Origin of the sequence: Alishewanella sp. BS5-314, from assembly GCF_025377695.1 — a bacterium.
Classification (GTDB): domain Bacteria; phylum Pseudomonadota; class Gammaproteobacteria; order Enterobacterales; family Alteromonadaceae; genus Alishewanella; species Alishewanella aestuarii.
Genome location: NZ_JACEHJ010000001.1, coordinates 800,314 through 817,500 on the forward strand (window position 1 = coordinate 800,314; position 17,187 = coordinate 817,500).

Annotated in this window: 11 protein-coding genes, 7 tRNA genes and 2 rRNA genes; all 20 read right to left on the bottom strand. The window is 49.8% G+C overall.

The window, feature by feature from the left end; genetic code table 11:
* Nucleotides 1-33: 33 nt before the first annotated feature.
* The 20 genes from rpoB to H1D31_RS03800 all read right to left on the bottom strand — a co-directional run bounded on the left by rpoB (nucleotide 34) and on the right by H1D31_RS03800 (nucleotide 17,006).
* Complete coding sequence (gene rpoB, locus H1D31_RS03705) at nucleotides 34-4,059, bottom strand: DNA-directed RNA polymerase subunit beta (RefSeq protein WP_008609606.1); 4,026 nt, start codon at nucleotides 4,057-4,059, stop codon at nucleotides 34-36.
* 172 nt (nucleotides 4,060-4,231) lie between these two features.
* On the bottom strand, nucleotides 4,232-4,597 hold the full coding sequence (gene rplL, locus H1D31_RS03710; RefSeq protein WP_008609607.1) for a 50S ribosomal protein L7/L12: 366 nt from the start codon (nucleotides 4,595-4,597) through the stop codon (nucleotides 4,232-4,234).
* A gap of 61 nt (nucleotides 4,598-4,658) precedes the next feature.
* Nucleotides 4,659-5,153, bottom strand: a complete 495-nt coding sequence (gene rplJ / locus H1D31_RS03715) for a 50S ribosomal protein L10 (protein WP_008609608.1) — start codon at nucleotides 5,151-5,153, stop codon at nucleotides 4,659-4,661.
* Between the two features lie 273 nt (nucleotides 5,154-5,426).
* Entirely contained in the window at nucleotides 5,427-6,128 is a 702-nt protein-coding gene (rplA, locus tag H1D31_RS03720) for a 50S ribosomal protein L1 (RefSeq protein WP_008609609.1), read from the bottom strand.
* 3 nt (nucleotides 6,129-6,131) lie between these two features.
* Nucleotides 6,132-6,560: a 50S ribosomal protein L11 gene (gene rplK / locus H1D31_RS03725; protein WP_008609611.1), complete on the bottom strand. Its 429-nt coding sequence runs from the start codon at nucleotides 6,558-6,560 to the stop codon at nucleotides 6,132-6,134.
* A gap of 121 nt (nucleotides 6,561-6,681) precedes the next feature.
* Entirely contained in the window at nucleotides 6,682-7,221 is a 540-nt protein-coding gene (gene nusG, locus H1D31_RS03730; RefSeq protein ID WP_197408409.1) for a transcription termination/antitermination protein NusG, read from the bottom strand.
* Nucleotides 7,222-7,224: 3 nt separating this feature from the next.
* Entirely contained in the window at nucleotides 7,225-7,599 is a 375-nt protein-coding gene (gene secE, locus H1D31_RS03735; RefSeq protein ID WP_008609614.1) for a preprotein translocase subunit SecE, read from the bottom strand.
* A gap of 82 nt (nucleotides 7,600-7,681) precedes the next feature.
* Nucleotides 7,682-7,758: transfer RNA gene (locus H1D31_RS03740), tRNA-Trp, on the bottom strand.
* A gap of 161 nt (nucleotides 7,759-7,919) precedes the next feature.
* On the bottom strand, nucleotides 7,920-9,104 hold the full coding sequence (tuf, locus tag H1D31_RS03745) for an elongation factor Tu (protein ID WP_008609601.1): 1,185 nt from the start codon (nucleotides 9,102-9,104) through the stop codon (nucleotides 7,920-7,922).
* A 75-nt stretch (nucleotides 9,105-9,179) separates the two neighbouring features.
* Nucleotides 9,180-9,255, bottom strand: a tRNA-Thr gene (locus H1D31_RS03750).
* A 13-nt stretch (nucleotides 9,256-9,268) separates the two neighbouring features.
* Nucleotides 9,269-9,343 (bottom strand) — tRNA-Gly (locus H1D31_RS03755).
* 31 nt (nucleotides 9,344-9,374) lie between these two features.
* Nucleotides 9,375-9,459: transfer RNA gene (locus H1D31_RS03760), tRNA-Tyr, on the bottom strand.
* A 5-nt stretch (nucleotides 9,460-9,464) separates the two neighbouring features.
* Nucleotides 9,465-9,540: transfer RNA gene (locus H1D31_RS03765), tRNA-Thr, on the bottom strand.
* A gap of 111 nt (nucleotides 9,541-9,651) precedes the next feature.
* Nucleotides 9,652-10,344, bottom strand: coding sequence for a type III pantothenate kinase (locus H1D31_RS03770; RefSeq protein WP_008609616.1), 693 nt, complete (start codon nucleotides 10,342-10,344; stop codon nucleotides 9,652-9,654).
* The gene (gene birA, locus H1D31_RS03775; protein WP_261256182.1) at nucleotides 10,344-11,327 is read right to left on the bottom strand and encodes a bifunctional biotin--[acetyl-CoA-carboxylase] ligase/biotin operon repressor BirA; all 984 of its coding nucleotides are present in this window, start codon (nucleotides 11,325-11,327) and stop codon (nucleotides 10,344-10,346) included. Before birA ends, H1D31_RS03770 begins: the two co-directional genes overlap by 1 nt.
* On the bottom strand, nucleotides 11,314-12,324 hold the full coding sequence (gene murB / locus H1D31_RS03780) for a UDP-N-acetylmuramate dehydrogenase (RefSeq protein WP_065956656.1): 1,011 nt from the start codon (nucleotides 12,322-12,324) through the stop codon (nucleotides 11,314-11,316). The genes birA and murB overlap by 14 nt, the downstream gene beginning before the upstream one ends.
* A 987-nt stretch (nucleotides 12,325-13,311) precedes the next feature.
* Nucleotides 13,312-13,426 (bottom strand): 5S ribosomal RNA (rrf, locus tag H1D31_RS03785).
* 84 nt (nucleotides 13,427-13,510) lie between these two features.
* Nucleotides 13,511-16,396 (bottom strand): 23S ribosomal RNA (locus tag H1D31_RS03790).
* 227 nt (nucleotides 16,397-16,623) lie between these two features.
* A tRNA-Ala gene (locus tag H1D31_RS03795) sits at nucleotides 16,624-16,699 on the bottom strand.
* Between the two features lie 230 nt (nucleotides 16,700-16,929).
* Nucleotides 16,930-17,006, bottom strand: a tRNA-Ile gene (locus H1D31_RS03800).
* Nucleotides 17,007-17,187: the final 181 nt, after the last annotated feature.

Here is a 17,187-nt window from a genome sequence, read left to right on the forward strand (position 1 = left end):
GGCAGCTCACTGCCCCGCCAACTCAAGGTCGGTTTATTCCTCTTCCAATTCGATATTAATACCGAGCGAACGGATTTCTTTCATCAGTACGTTGAAAGATTCTGGCATGCCAGGCTCCATTCTGTGGTCGCCGTCAACGATGTTCTTATACATCTTGGTACGACCGTTGACGTCGTCAGACTTAACGGTAAGCATTTCTTGTAACGTGTATGCCGCACCGTAAGCTTCCAGCGCCCACACTTCCATCTCACCGAAGCGCTGACCACCGAACTGCGCCTTACCACCCAGCGGCTGCTGCGTAACCAGGCTGTACGAACCAGTAGAACGGGCATGCATCTTATCGTCAACTAAGTGGTTCAGTTTCAGCATATACATGTAACCAACCGTTACTTTCCGCTCGAAAGTATTACCGGTACGGCCATCATACAGCGTGATCTGACCGCTTGACGGCAGGTCACCCAGCTCCAGCAATTGTTTGATTTCTGACTCTTTGGCACCATCAAACACCGGCGTTGCTACAGGTAAGCCTTTACGCAGGTTCTCGGCTAAGCGGCGTACTTCATCATCGCTGAAGCTCTCGATATCCACGTTCTGACGTGATTCACCCAGCGCATATACCTTCTTCAGGAAGTCACGGATTTCCGCCGTTTCTTTCTGCTCTTTGATCATGGCGTCGATCTTATCGCCGATACCACGGGCCGCTAAGCCTAAGTGCGTTTCCAGGATCTGACCGATGTTCATCCGCGATGGTACACCCAGAGGGTTCAGTACGATATCAACCGGCTGACCTTTCTCGTCATATGGCATATCTTCCACAGGGACGATAGTCGAGATCACACCCTTGTTACCGTGACGGCCGGCCATCTTATCGCCAGGCTGAATACGACGTTTCACCGCCAGATACACCTTAACGATCTTCAGCACGCCGGGTGCTAAGTCATCACCCTGCACAATCTTACGGCGCTTGGCTTCAAACTTCTTGTCATACTCGATACGAATTTCTTCGTACTGGGCAGCCAGCTGTTCAAGGTCGTTTTGCTTATCTTCATCCGACAGGCTTAAGTTAAACAGCGCGTCGCCTTTTAAGCCATCGATCTTGCTGCGCTCAAAACCGCTTTGCTCCAGCAGGTTACGGGCACGGCTGAAGATACCGGCTTCCAGGATACGGAATTCTTCATTCAGGTCTTTCTTAGCCTGTTTGATTTCCATTTCCTCGATTTCACGGGCGCGCTTATCCTTCTCAACGCCGTCACGGGTAAATACCTGCACGTCAATAACAGTACCTGTTACTGAGTTTGGTACCCGCAGTGAGGTGTCTTTAACATCAGAGGCTTTCTCACCGAAGATGGCGCGTAACAGCTTCTCTTCCGGTGTTAACTGGCTCTCACCCTTAGGTGTGACCTTACCAACCAGAATGTCGCCACCCTTGACTTCCGCACCGATATAAACGATACCGGCTTCATCCAACTTCGACAGGGCAGACTCACCTACGTTTGGAATATCGGCAGTGATTTCTTCAGGCCCAAGCTTGGTATCACGAGCGATACAGCTTAATTCCTGAATGTGGATGGTGGTTAAGCGATCTTCTTGCACTAAACGCTCAGATAACAAAATCGAGTCTTCGAAGTTGTAACCGTTCCACGGCATGAATGCCACGCGTAAGTTCTGACCTAAGGCCAGTTCACCTAAGTCGGTAGAAGGACCGTCAGCCAACACATCGCCACGCTCAATTGGCTCACCGTGGTTAACGCAAGGACGTTGGTTAATACAGGTGTTCTGGTTCGAACGGGTGTATTTGGTCAGGTTGTAGATATCGATACCGGCTTCGCCTGGTACCATTTCATCTTCATTTACCTTGATCACGATACGGCTGGCGTCAACATAGTCAACAGTACCACCGCGTTTCGCCACTACGGTAACACCTGAGTCTTTCGCTACCACGCGCTCAATACCGGTACCGACTAACGGCTTATCAGCGCGCAGTGTTGGTACCGCCTGACGTTGCATGTTCGAGCCCATCAGTGCCCGGTTAGCGTCATCGTGTTCCAGGAACGGGATCAAAGCAGCGGCAACAGATACGATCTGCTGTGGTGCAACGTCCATATACTGAACGTCCGATGATGGCATCAGCGTAAATTCGTTTTTAAAGCGGCAAGGTACTAAGCCTTCAACGATACGGTTGTTCTCGTCTAACTCAGCGTTAGCCTGAGCGATCACAAAGTTACCTTCTTCGATCGCCGACAGGAAATCTACTTCGTCAGTCACCACGCCATTTTCAATCCGGCGGTATGGCGTTTCCAGGAAGCCATATTCGTTAGTCTGAGCGAAGATCGATAACGAGTTAATCAGACCGATATTCGGACCTTCAGGTGTTTCGATAGGACAAACCCGACCATAGTGCGTTGGGTGTACGTCACGAACTTCGAAACCGGCGCGCTCACGGGTTAAACCGCCTGGGCCAAGGGCAGAAATACGGCGCTTGTGCGTCACTTCTGACAGTGGGTTGTTCTGATCCATAAACTGCGACAGTTGGCTGGAACCGAAGAACTCTTTCACCGCAGCAGAGATTGGCTTGGCGTTGATCAGATCCTGTGGCATTACTGCGTCTAAATCGCCTAACGACAGACGTTCTTTCACAGCACGCTCAACACGTACTAAACCAACGCGGAACTGGTTTTCAGCCATTTCACCGACTGAACGGATACGGCGGTTACCCAAGTGGTCGATATCATCCACTTCGCCTTTACCGTTACGGATGTCGATCAGGACTTTCATTACCGCCAGAATATCTTCTTTGCTCAGTACGCCAGTACCTACGCCCTCTTCGAAGTTAACCCGACGGTTAAACTTCATCCGGCCTACCGTAGACAGGTCGTAACGATCTTCAGAGAAGAATAGGTTTTCAAACAAGGTTTCAGCAGCTTCGCGTGTTGGCGGTTCACCCGGGCGCATCATACGGTAGATTTCTACCAGCGCTTCCATCCGGTTGCTGCTTGGGTCGATCCGTAAAGTTTCAGAGATATAAGCACCCTGATCCAGATCGTTAATATAAAGGGTTTCAAAACTGTCGTAGCCGGCTTTGCTTAGTTTTGCTAACAGCTCCAGTGTGAGCTCTGCGTTCGCCTCGGCAATAATCTCTCCGGTTGAACGGTCAGCGTAATTTTTCGCCAGCACCCGACCTACCACATATTCATGTGGTACTTCCATCATCGTTAAGCCAGTTTTCTCTAACTGACGGACGTGACGGGCAGTAATACGACGGCCTTGTTCTACGATCACTTCGCCATCGTTATCTTTAATATCAAAAGCTGCTGTTTCACCGCGCAGACGGCTTGGTACTACTTCCATCAGAATCTTGCCGTCTTTGATATCAAAGCGGGTATTCTCAAAGAAAGTAGCCAGAATTTCTTCGGTGCTGAATTCTAAAGCACGCAACAAAATGGTCGCAGGTAATTTACGGCGACGGTCAATCCGCACAAACAGACTGTCTTTGGCGTCGAATTCAAAATCTAACCAGGAACCACGGTATGGAATGACCCGAGCGTTATACAGTACTTTGCCTGAGGAGTGAGTTTTACCACGGTCATGGTCAAAGAATACACCCGGACTGCGGTGCAGCTGAGAAACAATTACCCGCTCAGTACCATTGATAACAAAGGTACCGTTCTCGGTCATTAATGGGATTTCACCCATATAGACTTCCTGCTCACGGATGTCTTTGATGGTGCCTGGTGCTTCTTTATCGAATAACACCATGCGCAGCTTCACCCGTAACGGCGCTGAGTAGGTCACACCTCGGATCTGACATTCTTTGACGTCAAACACGGGTTCCCCAATGCGGTAGCTTACGTACTGTAATTCGGCGCTGCCTGAATAACTTTTGATTGGAAATACAGAGCGGAATGCGGCTTCCAAACCGTATTCACCTTCCGGATCTGGCTCGATAAATTTGCTGAATGATTCGATCTGAATCGACAACAGGTATGGCACATCCAATACTTCCGGACGTTTGCCGAAGTCCTTACGGATACGTTTCTTCTCAGAATAAGAGTAAGTCATGGGGTTCCTCAGCTTGCTGATTTTTTTCCCAACCACTTTTCGGTGGTTTTAGTTACCAGACACGATAACTAGAGGGGTGGGGAAATCATTGTCCCACAGCGCAAAAAGGCCGGTGATTAATTCATCACCAGCCCGGCCTGAAATTCAGGCAGCTAATCTGGTTTGCACCAGATTATTTAACTTCAACAGATGCACCAGCTTCTTCAAGTTCTTTCTTGAGGGCTTCAGCTTCTGCTTTAGAGATACCTTCTTTGATTGGCGCTGGAGCGCTTTCAACCAGGTCTTTAGCTTCTTTCAGACCTAAACCGGTAGCACCGCGAACTGCTTTGATAACAGCTACTTTGTTAGCGCCGGCACCAGCCAGAACTACGGTGAACTCAGTTTGCTCTTCAACAGCAGCAGCTGGGCCAGCAGCAACAGCTACGGCAGCGGCGGCAGAAACACCAAACTTCTCTTCCATTGCAGATACTAATTCAACAACTTCCATTACAGACATTGCTGCGATTGCATCTAAGATTTGTTCTTTAGTCACTGACATTGCTCAGATTCCTAAATTGTGGGCCTTGGCCCGATTAAACTTTATCAAACCAAACGTAAAATTACGCGGCTTGCTCTTGTTTTTGGTCGCGAACCGCGGCAATTGTACGTACAAGTTTGCCGGCTGCTGCTTCTTTCATAGTGCTCATTAAACGTGCGATAGCTTCGTCGTAAGTTGGTAACGATGCTAACAGTTCAACGTTCACTGTGGCGCCATTAAAAGCTGCACCTTTCAGCTCGAAGTTTTTGTTTTCTTTCGCGAAATCTTTGAAGATCCGCGCTGCAGCACCTGGGTGCTCCTTAGAAAACGCAACTAAAGTCGGGCCTACGAATACATCTTTCAGACACTCAAACTCGGTGCCTTCTACTGCACGGCGAGCTAAGGTGTTACGGACAACTTTTACCCATACACCTGCTTCACGCGCTTGCTTACGCAGCGCAGTGATTTTGCCTACAGTGACACCACGAGCGTCTGCGACTACCGCAGATAAAGCACCTTTGGCAGCTTCCTGGACTTCAGCAACAATTGCTTTTTTGTCATCAAGCTTAATAGCCATTGGCTCTTAACTCCTGGTTCATCCGAACATAATGTTCGGTTGCCTACACATCGCTGACGGTTGCCAGCGCGCGATTTACGGTGAGACCAGAAGAATATAATTCGTTCTGGGGCCTACACCGTCTGCGTAGGTTGGTTTATTAAGTTACGGCTATCGAAACAGCGTAACACCTACGGTCTTGGACGGAAGCGATTAATTGCCTAAACAACAACCGCTTCTACCCGAAAAATGAGGGCGAGATTATAAATTAACCTGCCCTTAGCTGTAAAGCGCTTAAACAGCAGCGCTTAACGAAGCCTGGCTCAGGGTTAAACCTGCACCGTGTGTAGAAGAAATAGTCACTTTCTTGATATACACACCTTTAGCTACTGAAGGCTTAGCACGCTTCAGCGCAACCAGTAAGGCTTCTAAGTTTTCTTTCAGCTTGTCAGCGTCGAAGTCCAGCTTACCGATGGTTGAATGGATGATACCATTCTTGTCATTACGGTAACGTACCTGACCCGCTTTAGCGTTCTTCACTGCTTCAGCAACGTTAGGAGTCACAGTGCCGGTCTTCGGGTTAGGCATCAGGCCGCGAGGACCTAAGATCTGACCCAGCATACCAACAACGCGCATCGCATCTGGAGAAGCGATAACAACGTCAAAATCCATAACGCCTTTCTTAACTTGTTCAGCTAAGTCTTCCATACCAACGATGTCTGCACCGGCTGCTTTAGCGGCTTCTGCGTTAGCACCCTGGGTGAACACAGCAACACGAACAGTACGGCCAGTACCGTGCGGCAGTACAGTAGCACCACGGACATTCTGGTCAGATTTACGGGCATCGATACCCAGGTTAACTGCTACGTCAACGCTTTCTACGAACTTGCCAGCTGATAATTCTTTTAACAGCGCAACAGCTTCATTGATCTCATATTCGCGAGTTGAATCAACTTTAGAACGGATTAACTTAGCGCGTTTAGTTAATTTAGCCATCTATTAGCCCTCCACCACTAAGCCCATTGAACGTGCAGTACCTTCGATAGTACGCACGGCAGCAGCGTGATCCGCAGCTGTTAAGTCTGGTTGTTTTACTTTCACGATCTCGTCGATCTGAGCAGCAGTAACTTTACCAACTTTCTGGGTATTTGGACGGCTTGAACCACCTTTCAGACCAGCAGCTTTCAGCAATAAGAAAGAGGCTGGTGGAGTGCGGGTTTCAAATGTGAATGAACGGTCGCTGTATACTGTGATAACAACTGGAATCGGCATGCCTTTTTCCAGGCTCTCTGTACGGGCGTTGAAGCCTTTACAGAATTCCATGATGTTAACACCGTGCTGACCTAACGCCGGACCAACTGGTGGCGACGGGTTTGCCATACCGGCTTTTACCTGCAGTTTAATAAGTGCAGTGACTTTCTTTGCCATGTTTCACCTCTGTTAGTGGGTCTTTGCCTTGTAAGTGCGAGGACACTTACTCAAACGGCTTCCCTTACGATAAAAAGGGCGCAGATTATATTTTAATCTGCGCCCCGTTACAAGCTTATTATCAAGCCTTCTCGACCTGACCGAACTCTAACTCTACTGGTGTAGCGCGACCAAAAATTAACACCGACACTTTTACGCGGCTCTTTTCGTAGTCAACTTCTTCTACCACGCCGTTGAAGTCAGCAAAAGGACCTTCAGTTACCCGCACCACTTCACCGGCTTCAAACAATGTTTTCGGCTTCGGTTTATCGGCATTGTCTTGTAGACGATTCAGGATAGTCATGGCTTCTTTTTCTGAAATAGGTGCCGGACGATCTGAAGTACCACCAATAAAACCTAATACCCGCGGCACACTTTTCACTAAGTGCCAGGCTTCTTCACACATTTCCATTTGCACCAGCACGTAGCCAGGGAAGAATTTACGCTCTGACTTACGCTTTTGACCGGCGCGCATTTCAATCACTTCTTCGGTAGGTACTAATACCTCACCGAATTTGTCTTCCATTTGATGGATCTTGATATGTTCGCGCAGCGAGGTGGCAACTTTTTGCTCAAAGCCAGAGAACGCCTGAACGACATACCAACGCATTTTTCCTGCCATGACTTAAATCCCCAGTCCGGTAAAGAATGAGACGACGCGCAATAAAATGGCATCCAGTCCCCATAGAATTAGACCCATAATAATGGTCGCAACAATCACCACTAATGTCGTTTGCATCGTTTCCTGGCGGGTTGGCCATACTACTTTGCGAACTTCAGTACGGGATTCTTTGGCGAAATTCAGGAAAATTTTACCTTTGGTGGTTTGCGCGGCAATAAAACCGGCAGCAGCGACCAGTACCACTATCGCAATAGCCCGTTCTAAGGTCGACAGCTCATAAATATAGTTACCAACTACGATCAGAGACAGGATAACGACAACTAACAGCCACTTGACCAGGTCTAATCCGCTTTTTGGTGTTTCGCTTACTGCGCTCATGCTTCCACTCACTTAATTAAACTTAATTATGTTATTCACAAACTTAACATAATAGCCCCGGTTTACTGCCGGGCGCGAAATTTGGCAGGGGCAGAGGGATTCGAACCCCCAACCATCGGTTTTGGAGACCGCTGTTCTACCAATTGGAACTATGCCCCTGTAAAGTTACCAACGACTCTCGACACTGTCGTTAAATAGCCGCTCATTATACTGTCTCAGCAGACTAAAACAAGCTTGGCTTGCACCCTGAATGTGGTTTCAATGGCGAAATAGTGACAAAAAAGGCCCCTTACGGAGCCTTCTTTGTACAACAGTATGACTTAGGCGATGATCTTAGATACTACGCCTGCACCTACTGTACGACCACCTTCACGGATGGCGAAGCGTAAACCTTCGTCCATCGCGATTGGGCAAATCAGTTCTACGGTGAACTTCAGGTTGTCACCTGGCATTACCATCTCTACGCCTTCTGGCAGCTCTACCGCACCTGTTACGTCAGTGGTACGGAAGTAGAACTGTGGACGGTAGCCTTTGAAGAATGGCGTGTGACGACCACCTTCTTCTTTTGACAGTACGTACACTTCGCCTTCAAACTTAGTGTGTGGCTTGATTGAACCTGGCTTCGCCAGTACCTGACCACGCTCTACGTCTTCACGCTTGGTACCACGTAACAGGGCACCAATGTTCTCACCTGCACGACCTTCGTCCAGCAGCTTACGGAACATCTCTACACCAGTACAGGTCGTTGATACCGTATCTTTGATACCTACGATTTCTACTGTCTCACCAACTTTGATGATACCTTGCTCTACACGGCCTGTTACTACTGTACCACGACCCGCGATTGAGAATACGTCTTCGATTGGCATGATGAACGGCTTATCGATTGCACGCTCTGGCTCTGGGATATAAGTATCCAGCGCTTCGCCCAGCTCCAGGATTTTCTTTTCCCACTCGGCATCGCCTTCCAGACCTTTTAAGGCTGAACCGCGGATTACTGGCAGGTCATCACCTGGGAAGTCGTAGTCTGACAGAAGCTCACGCACTTCCATCTCTACCAGCTCTAACAGCTCTTCGTCATCTACCATGTCACACTTGTTCATGAACACGATGATGTACGGTACGCCTACCTGACGTGATAACAGGATGTGCTCACGGGTTTGTGGCATTGGGCCGTCTGTCGCCGCTACTACCAGAATAGCGCCGTCCATCTGAGCTGCACCAGTGATCATGTTCTTAACGTAGTCAGCGTGACCTGGACAGTCAACGTGTGCATAGTGACGCGTTGGTGTGTCGTATTCTACGTGTGAAGTATTGATCGTGATACCACGGGCTTTTTCTTCCGGTGCTTTGTCGATTTGATCGAAAGCAAATGCCTGACCGCCGTAGTGCTTAGCTAATACGTTAGTGATAGCAGCTGTCAGTGTAGTTTTACCGTGGTCAACGTGGCCGATTGTACCTACGTTTACGTGCGGTTTTACGCGTTCAAATTTAGCCTTAGCCATAAGTAACCCTTATTAAACAAAACGGCGGTGATTGAAAAATCAGCATTGTAATGCTTACGAGGGAGGCTTGCAAGATGGTGCTGATACCCAGAATCGAACTGGGGACCTCGTCCTTACCAAGGACGCGCTCTACCGCCTGAGCTATATCAGCATTGTGATCTTATTGGAGCGGGCAGCGGGAATCGAACCCGCATCTTCAGCTTGGAAGGCTGAGGTAATAGCCATTATACGATGCCCGCGGCCTTCTCGTAGCTATTCTCCTGACGAAGATGGTGGAGGGGGAAGGATTCGAACCTTCGAAGGCAGTGCCGGCAGATTTACAGTCTGATCCCTTTGGCCACTCGGGAACCCCTCCACTAATGGTGCCGCTTATCCGAGTCGAACGGATGACCTACTGATTACAAGTCAGTTGCTCTACCAACTGAGCTAAAGCGGCACTACGTCAGTGGGTGCGAATTCTAGTGGAATGCGGAAAGTCGCGCAACAGAAAAACACGAAAAAAGCGGATTTTCTTAGCCAAGTGGCTAAATGCTAGCCAAAACAGCTTTTAATTGTCGATGTATTGCGCAATACCCCGAAATAACAAAAAGGGATCAACCAACACTGGCAGATCAGGCAGATAGCTTTTTAACAGTTCGGCATCACCACCAGTGAGCACCAGCTGTTGTGCCGGTGTTGTTTGCCAGCCCAAACGGATTGCACCTATTATTGCTGCCAAAGCGCCGTTTTCGACACCGGCGCTGGTAGAACAGCCCGGGGCGAGGTTTGGCATCAGCTGCTGCGCCTTATGTACCCGCGCAGTTTGAGTCAGCAATGCTTGCTGCTGTAATTGTAATCCGGGCAAGATCCACCCACCCAGATGACGATTTGCCTCCAACCAATCAAAGGTCACAGCAGTTCCGGCGTCGACGATTAACTGACGGTCTGCCGGATAAGAGCGATAAGCACCTAGCATCGCTAACCAGCGGTCAACACCAAGTCGTTGTGGTTCAACATAGCTATTTATCAAGCCAAAGGCGCTAGCCTCGGTATGCAATTGCACCGTTGGAAAATTTGCCGCTTGCAGACCCTGTAACAGCTCCGTTGTTTTCTGCTCTGTTGCTACGCTGCTCAGGTAAGCCGCAGTAACAGGTAGTTTAAGCAAGCCAGCAACGGAATCGAATGCCAACTGTTGGAACTGGCCGTTCTGATATAGTGCGGCTTTTAAACGGCTGTTTCCCAGATCCAATAGTAGCTGCATCAGGTTGCTCCTCTTAAACTGAGCTCTCCGCCATAAAACGCCTGTAAGCCTGCGACAGTTTCAAGAAGCAGGGCACCTTGTTGATCCACACCACGACAAATGCCGCTGATCTCTTTGCTACCAGTGAGTTTAACTGCTTTACCGGCATAGAGATCAAACTGATTAAAACGCTGCTGAAAGGGTGCAAAGCCCGCAGCGTTAAACAGCTCCAGAGCACCAATTAGATGTTGCTGCAAACGGGCAATTAGCACATTGCGGTCAACCGTTGCTGTGGCGTGAGTTTGCAGATCGGTGAATGGTTGGTCAATGCTCTGGTCTGCCAGCTGCGGCAAACGAATATTTAAGCCTATGCCAATGACTAACTCACACACCGCATCCGCTTGCCCTGCCAACTCAACCAGAATGCCGGCAGCTTTTGCTCCGTTGATGTATAAATCATTAGGCCATTTTACTTGTGCCGGCACCTGATAATCTTGCTGTAACAGCTCAGCCAATGCGCAGGCAACGACCAGGCTCAATCCCATTGCAGCAGGGATCCCCTGCTCCAACCGCCAATAGCAACTAAAGTATAGACTGCTGCCAAAGGGCGAAAACCATTGCCGTCCACGGCGGCCCCTTCCTGCGGTTTGCGCCTCGGCCACGATCACTTGCCCCGGCTGTAACGGCTTACCGGCCTGGATCAGTGCCAATAGCTGCGCATTGGTAGAGTCAGTAATATGCTGCACGCGGATCTCCGGACCATCATTACACTGTAAACTACGGATCACTGCCGCATCTAACAGCTGCAATGGGCTGGAGAGCGCATAGCCCTTACCCTTTAGCTTAAAGATATCCAACCCGAGTTGACTTAACTGCTGCAGATTATTCGCGATTGCGGTACGACTTAAACCAAAACGTTCAGCCAAACGCTGACCGGAATGAAACTTACCGTCAGCAAGTAAAGCCAGCAACTGCCGTTGTAGCTGTAAGTTAGGCTGGGACATGGTGCTGTCCGGCGCCATTGAGTAATCTGACTTCGGGTTCAAGCTCAATGGCGAAGCGCTGCAGCACGGTACTTCGAATGGTAGCGATTAAAGCCAGTAAAGGGGCACTATCGGCCAGGCCGTAATTCACAATGACCAGCGGTTGCTTCTGATAGCAGCCGACGTTATCAACTACCACGCCTTTGAAACCAGCTTGCTCTATTAGCCAGGCAGCAGGTACCTTGACACCCTCTGCTTGTGGATAGCCGGGCAGTGTTGGATAGTCATGGCGTATAAGTTGAAACTGCCGCTCGGTAATAACAGGGTTCTTAAAGAAGCTGCCACAATTTGGCAGCTGCCGGTAATCAGGAAGCTTACTTTGCCGGATCTGGATAACAGTTGCGAAAACCTGCTGTAACGTGGCTGTTTTTGGTAACTCTTTTAAGCCGGGATAATCCAGCACTGGCATAGGCTGGCGTGATAGCGTCAGGCCAAGGGCCACTATTACGCCGCGGCCCTGCAATTGCTGTTTAAAAATGCTATCGCGATAAGCAAACTGGCACTCCGATGCCGGTATCCGTACTACTTCACGGCGCTGCCAGTCGTAGAAGTCAACATAGCTGCAGCGATCTGAGAGCTCGACACCATAAGCACCAATATTCTGTACCGGCGCTGCGCCCACCGAGCCCGGTATTAAAGCTAGGTTTTCCAGACCCCATAATTGCTGCTCTATCGTCCAACTGACCAGTTGATGCCAGTTATGGCCAGCTTCAACGTGTAACAGAACATGGTCAGTATCGGCGTGTTGGCTTATTCTCTTAGCAAGATAGCGTAACACCGGCTTATGCTGCGTAGCCAAAAAGATGGTATTGGTACCCTCGCCTAATACTGTTGGATAATCCGGTCCGCTAAATTGCTTAAGATCCGTAATATCGGCGGCGAGAAATACCTGGTCGAGTTGATAAGGCAGGCGAAAACTTGAGTACTGTTCAGCTGCTTGCTGACGAAGAAGTTGCATAGCAAAACCATGGTTGTGAATTAGCCGCAATTTTAAAGAACCCCCGCCGTGAGCGCAAATTTATTGCGGCTTTGGCAGGAAAGGATTGGTTGCAGATGCCAGATAGCGCTGACAGGTCTTTATCAGGCTATGCGCTTACGGATATCTTGAGGCTTTTTGTTGTCTCAGTGTTTTGTGTTGTCTGACTTAACACTTTTTATGGCTGTTGTTTGGTCGTAGTGTGGTGTGTCATTGATGGCGTGGTTATGGCTCGTTGTTATTAGTCTGCTTTGCTGTCTCGCTTGCGTGTCTTTATCACTATCGCAGGATGGCTCCGGTACGGCGGGCGTACCGGAGTCTGAGTGTGGTGTAAGTGTTTAGTTTAGCGCTTCGTGCAAGGGGTGCTTAGTCTCAAGTGCGGTATGTCATTGATGGCACGGATATCGCTCGCTGTGATAAGTCGTTGTTGGGGTTTGGGTTGGTCTTTTTATCACTATCGCAGAATGACTCCGGTACGGCGGGCGTACCGGAGTCTGAGTATCGTGTCATCTTCTAGTTTGCCGCTTCGTACAGAGGCCGTGTAGTCGAAGTACCGTCTCCCATGGCGACAAAACTGCCGGGAGCAGTTTTGGACTGCCGAAGGCAGGTCGCGAAGCGATGCAGGCCAAGGAAGGCCTGCACACAACTTCGTCAGGAGCGAAGTTGGACTGCCGCAGGCAGGCCCGAAGGGCAGTGGCTGGCATGGGAGAGCAGTACCCCCGCGTAGCGGATAAAGCAAAAAGGCCCACCCGATTGGGTAGGCCTTTTGCTTGAATGAGGTGCCTTCATGCCCCTCGCAGAGCTCGGGGCGTTCAGCCGGCGCCAAGCCAAACTGTTGGCTTGGCGAATTCCCGGCTTCACTGTACTACTTCGCATGGTATCGCCCTGCTCGAGCAGTACACCGCGTCAGAACAGCAGCCAATAAAAAAGCCCCACTCTTTCGAGTAGGGCTTTTCTATTTAATGAGGTGCCTGGCGGTGTACTACTCTCGCATGGCGAATGCCACACTACCATCGTCGCAGCTGCGTTTCACTTCTGAGTTCGGAATGGAGTCAGGTGGTTCCACAGCGCTATTGCCACCAGGCAATAACTGGTTTGTCTGTTCTTTAACTTAGCAAGCTGATTGTATGCACACTGTATTCTTTCTTTAAAACATCTTGGGCGTTGTATGGTTAAGCCTCTCGGGCAATTAGTATGAGTTAGCTCAACGCCTCGCAGCGCTTCCACACCTCACCTATCAACGTTGTGGTCTCCAACGACCCTTTAGTACCCTCTAGGGGTAAGGGATAACTCATCTTGTGGCCGGCTTCCCGCTTAGATGCTTTCAGCGGTTATCCGTTCCGAACATAGCTACCGGGCAGTGCCATTGGCATGACAACCCGAACACCAGCGGTTCGTTCACTCCGGTCCTCTCGTACTAGGAGCAACTCCACTCAATTATCCAACGCCCACGGCAGATAGGGACCGAACTGTCTCACGACGTTCTAAACCCAGCTCGCGTACCACTTTAAATGGCGAACAGCCATACCCTTGGGACCGACTTCAGCCCCAGGATGTGATGAGCCGACATCGAGGTGCCAAACACCGCCGTCGATATGAACTCTTGGGCGGTATCAGCCTGTTATCCCCGGAGTACCTTTTATCCGTTGAGCGATGGCCCTTCCATACAGAACCACCGGATCACTATGACCTACTTTCGTACCTGCTCGACGTGTCTGTCTCGCAGTTAAGCTGGCTTCTACCATTACACTAACCGTACGATGTCCGACCGTACTTAGCCAACCTTCGTGCTCCTCCGTTACGCTTTAGGAGGAGACCGCCCCAGTCAAACTACCCACCAGACACTGTCCGCAATCCCGATTCAGGGACCTACGTTAGAACATCAAACATACAAGGGTGGTATTTCAAGGACGGCTCCACCAGGACTAGCGTCCCAGCTTCAAAGCCTCCCACCTATCCTACACATGTAGGGTCAATGTTCAGTGCCAAGCTATAGTAAAGGTTCACGGGGTCTTTCCGTCTAGCCGCGGGTATACGGCATCTTCACCGCAATTTCAATTTCACTGAGTCTCGGCTGGAGACAGCCTGGCCATCATTACACCATTCGTGCAGGTCGGAACTTACCCGACAAGGAATTTCGCTACCTTAGGACCGTTATAGTTACGGCCGCCGTTTACCGGGGCTTCGATCAAGAGCTTCGCTTGCGCTAACCCCATCAATTAACCTTCCGGCACCGGGCAGGTGTCACACCCTATACGTCCACTTACGTGTTTGCAGAGTGCTGTGTTTTTAATAAACAGTTGCAGCCAGCTGGTCACTGCGACTCTCATATGCTTACAGCGCAAGGCCTTCACACACAAGAGCGTACCTTCTCCCGAAGTTACGGTACTATTTTGCCTAGTTCCTTCAGCCGAGTTCTCTCAAGCGCCTTGGTATGCTCTACCTGACCACCTGTGTCGGTTTAGGGTACGGTCACCAATACCTGAAGCTTAGAGGCTTTTCCTGGAAGCAGAGCGTCAGCAACTTCGTCACCGTAGTGACTCGTCTCGTGTCTCAGTCTTAGAGAAGCGGATTTACCTACCTCTCCAACCTACGCACTTTCACGCGGACTACCAACGCCGCGCTTGCCTAGCTTTCTCCGTCCCCCCATCGCAGTATTGGCCGGTACGGGAATATTAACCCGTTTCCCATCGACTACGCCTTTCAGCCTCGCCTTAGGGGCCGACTCACCCTACCCTGATTAGCATGGGATAGGAACCCTTGGTCTTTCGGCGGGGAAGTTTTTCACTCCCCTTATCGTTACTCATGTCAGCATTCGCACTTCTGATACCTCCAGCATGCCTCCCGGCACACCTTCGCAGGCTTACAGAACGCTCCTCTACCACTCACACATAGTGTGAATCCGCAGCTTCGGTGGATGATTTTAGCCCCGTTACATCTTCCGCGCAGGCCGACTCGACTAGTGAGCTATTACGCTTTCTTTAAAGGGTGGCTGCTTCTAAGCCAACCTCCTAGCTGTCTATGCCTTCCCACATCGTTTTCCACTTAATCATCACTTTGGGACCTTAGCTGGCGGTCTGGGTTGTTTCCCTTTTCACGACGGACGTTAGCACCCGCCGTGTGTCTCCCGAGTAGTACTCACCGGTATTCGGAGTTTGCATGGGGTTGGTAAGTCGGGATGACCCCCTAGCCCAAACAGTGCTCTACCCCCGGTGGTATTCGCTCGAGGCGCTACCTAAATAGCTTTCGAGGAGAACCAGATATCTCCGAGCTTGATTAGCCTTTCACTCCAAGCCACAAGTCATCCCCTACTTTTTCAACAGTAGTGGGTTCGGTCCTCCAATTAGTGTTACCCAATCTTCAACCTGCTCATGGCTAGATCGCCCGGTTTCGGGTCTACACCCTGCAACTATTTCGCCCAGTTAAGACTCGGTTTCCCTACGGCTCCCCTATTCGGTTAACCTCGCTACAGAATGTAAGTCGCTGACCCATTATACAAAAGGTACGCAGTCACCCAACAAAGTGGGCTCCCACTGCTTGTACGTACACGGTTTCAGGTTCTATTTCACTCCTCTTACAGAGGTTCTTTTCGCCTTTCCCTCACGGTACTGGTTCACTATCGGTCAGTCAGGAGTATTTAGCCTTGGAGGATGGTCCCCCCATCTTCAAACAGGATACCACGTGTCCCGTCCTACTCGTTTTCACTATAAAGGTGTTGTCGTGTACGGGGCTATCACCCTGTATCGCTCAGCTTTCCAGATGATTCCACTAACACCAATCTAGCTTAAGGGCTAGTCCGCGTTCGCTCGCCGCTACTGACGGAATCTCGGTTGATTTCTTTTCCTCGGGGTACTTAGATGTTTCAGTTCTCCCGGTTTGCCTCCTTAACCTATGTATTCAGTTAAGGATAGTGAGTAAACTCACTGGGTTTCCCCATTCGGATATCTACGGTTCAGCGCCTCTTACCGGCTCCCCATAGCTTTTCGCAGGTTAGTACGTCCTTCATCGCCTCTGACTGCCAAGGCATCCACCGTGTACGCTTAGTCACTTAACCATACAACCCCAAAATGTCTTCAAAGTCGTACAGTGTGCTCGCGTCACAATCCTTCTGCTTGAGTTCGGAAGTATGCTTAGCTTGTTTTATTACTATCAGCTTGCCAAATTGTTAAAGAGCAGTTTGAGATAAACTCAAATCAAAACATTCTTCTAAGAAAAACTTTCTCGTAAGAACAGTTTGATTTGAATTTTTAGAGCAATCATTTATCAGTGTCACGTAAGTAGTGGTGGAGTTAAGCGGGATCGAACCGCTGACCTCCTGCGTGCAAGGCAGGCGCTCTCCCAGCTGAGCTATAACCCCTCTTCTTGCTTCTGCTTTTTCCTTTATGCCGCGTTATGCTTCCTCACTCACTCGGTCATGTACCTGATGTACACTCCCTCACTCGTTCGTCGCATGCCTTGCCTAAAGCAAAAATCATCGCAATAAGTCTTTCTATGGTCTTTGCTCTATATTCGTTGTCAGGCTAGGCGCAGTAAACCGAAGCATACTTTCGTATGTGAGGTTTGCTGCAACAACGCCTGGCGGCGAATTGGTTGGTCTGAGTAGACTCGAACTACCGACCTCACCCTTATCAGGGGTGCGCTCTAACCACCTGAGCTACAGACCAATGCTAACTTGTCTGTTTGCCTTATCGCTGCGTTGCATTCTTCACTCGCTCGGTCATGTACACCTCGTACACTCCCTCACTCGCTCAGCCTGCGCCTTGCGCTAAACCAAACATCCTTCGTTATCACCACTCACATGGCTTAACACTGTTTGCTCTATCTCATGCAATCAATCATCTGTGT

What these genes read in the sequence shown, in the direction of transcription:
- rpoB (WP_008609606.1), bottom strand. Translation starts at nt 4,059, where the DNA reads ATGACTTACTCTTATTCTGAGAAGAAACGTATCCGTAAGGACTTCGGC.
- rplL (WP_008609607.1), bottom strand. Translation starts at nt 4,597, where the DNA reads ATGTCAGTGACTAAAGAACAAATCTTAGATGCAATCGCAGCAATGTCT.
- rplJ (WP_008609608.1), bottom strand. Translation starts at nt 5,153, where the DNA reads ATGGCTATTAAGCTTGATGACAAAAAAGCAATTGTTGCTGAAGTCCAG.
- rplA (WP_008609609.1), bottom strand. Translation starts at nt 6,128, where the DNA reads ATGGCTAAATTAACTAAACGCGCTAAGTTAATCCGTTCTAAAGTTGAT.
- rplK (WP_008609611.1), bottom strand. Translation starts at nt 6,560, where the DNA reads ATGGCAAAGAAAGTCACTGCACTTATTAAACTGCAGGTAAAAGCCGGT.
- nusG (WP_197408409.1), bottom strand. Translation starts at nt 7,221, where the DNA reads ATGGCAGGAAAAATGCGTTGGTATGTCGTTCAGGCGTTCTCTGGCTTT.
- secE (WP_008609614.1), bottom strand. Translation starts at nt 7,599, where the DNA reads ATGAGCGCAGTAAGCGAAACACCAAAAAGCGGATTAGACCTGGTCAAG.
- tuf (WP_008609601.1), bottom strand. Translation starts at nt 9,104, where the DNA reads ATGGCTAAGGCTAAATTTGAACGCGTAAAACCGCACGTAAACGTAGGT.
- H1D31_RS03770 (WP_008609616.1), bottom strand. Translation starts at nt 10,344, where the DNA reads ATGCAGCTACTATTGGATCTGGGAAACAGCCGTTTAAAAGCCGCACTA.
- birA (WP_261256182.1), bottom strand. Translation starts at nt 11,327, where the DNA reads ATGTCCCAGCCTAACTTACAGCTACAACGGCAGTTGCTGGCTTTACTT.
- murB (WP_065956656.1), bottom strand. Translation starts at nt 12,324, where the DNA reads ATGCAACTTCTTCGTCAGCAAGCAGCTGAACAGTACTCAAGTTTTCGC.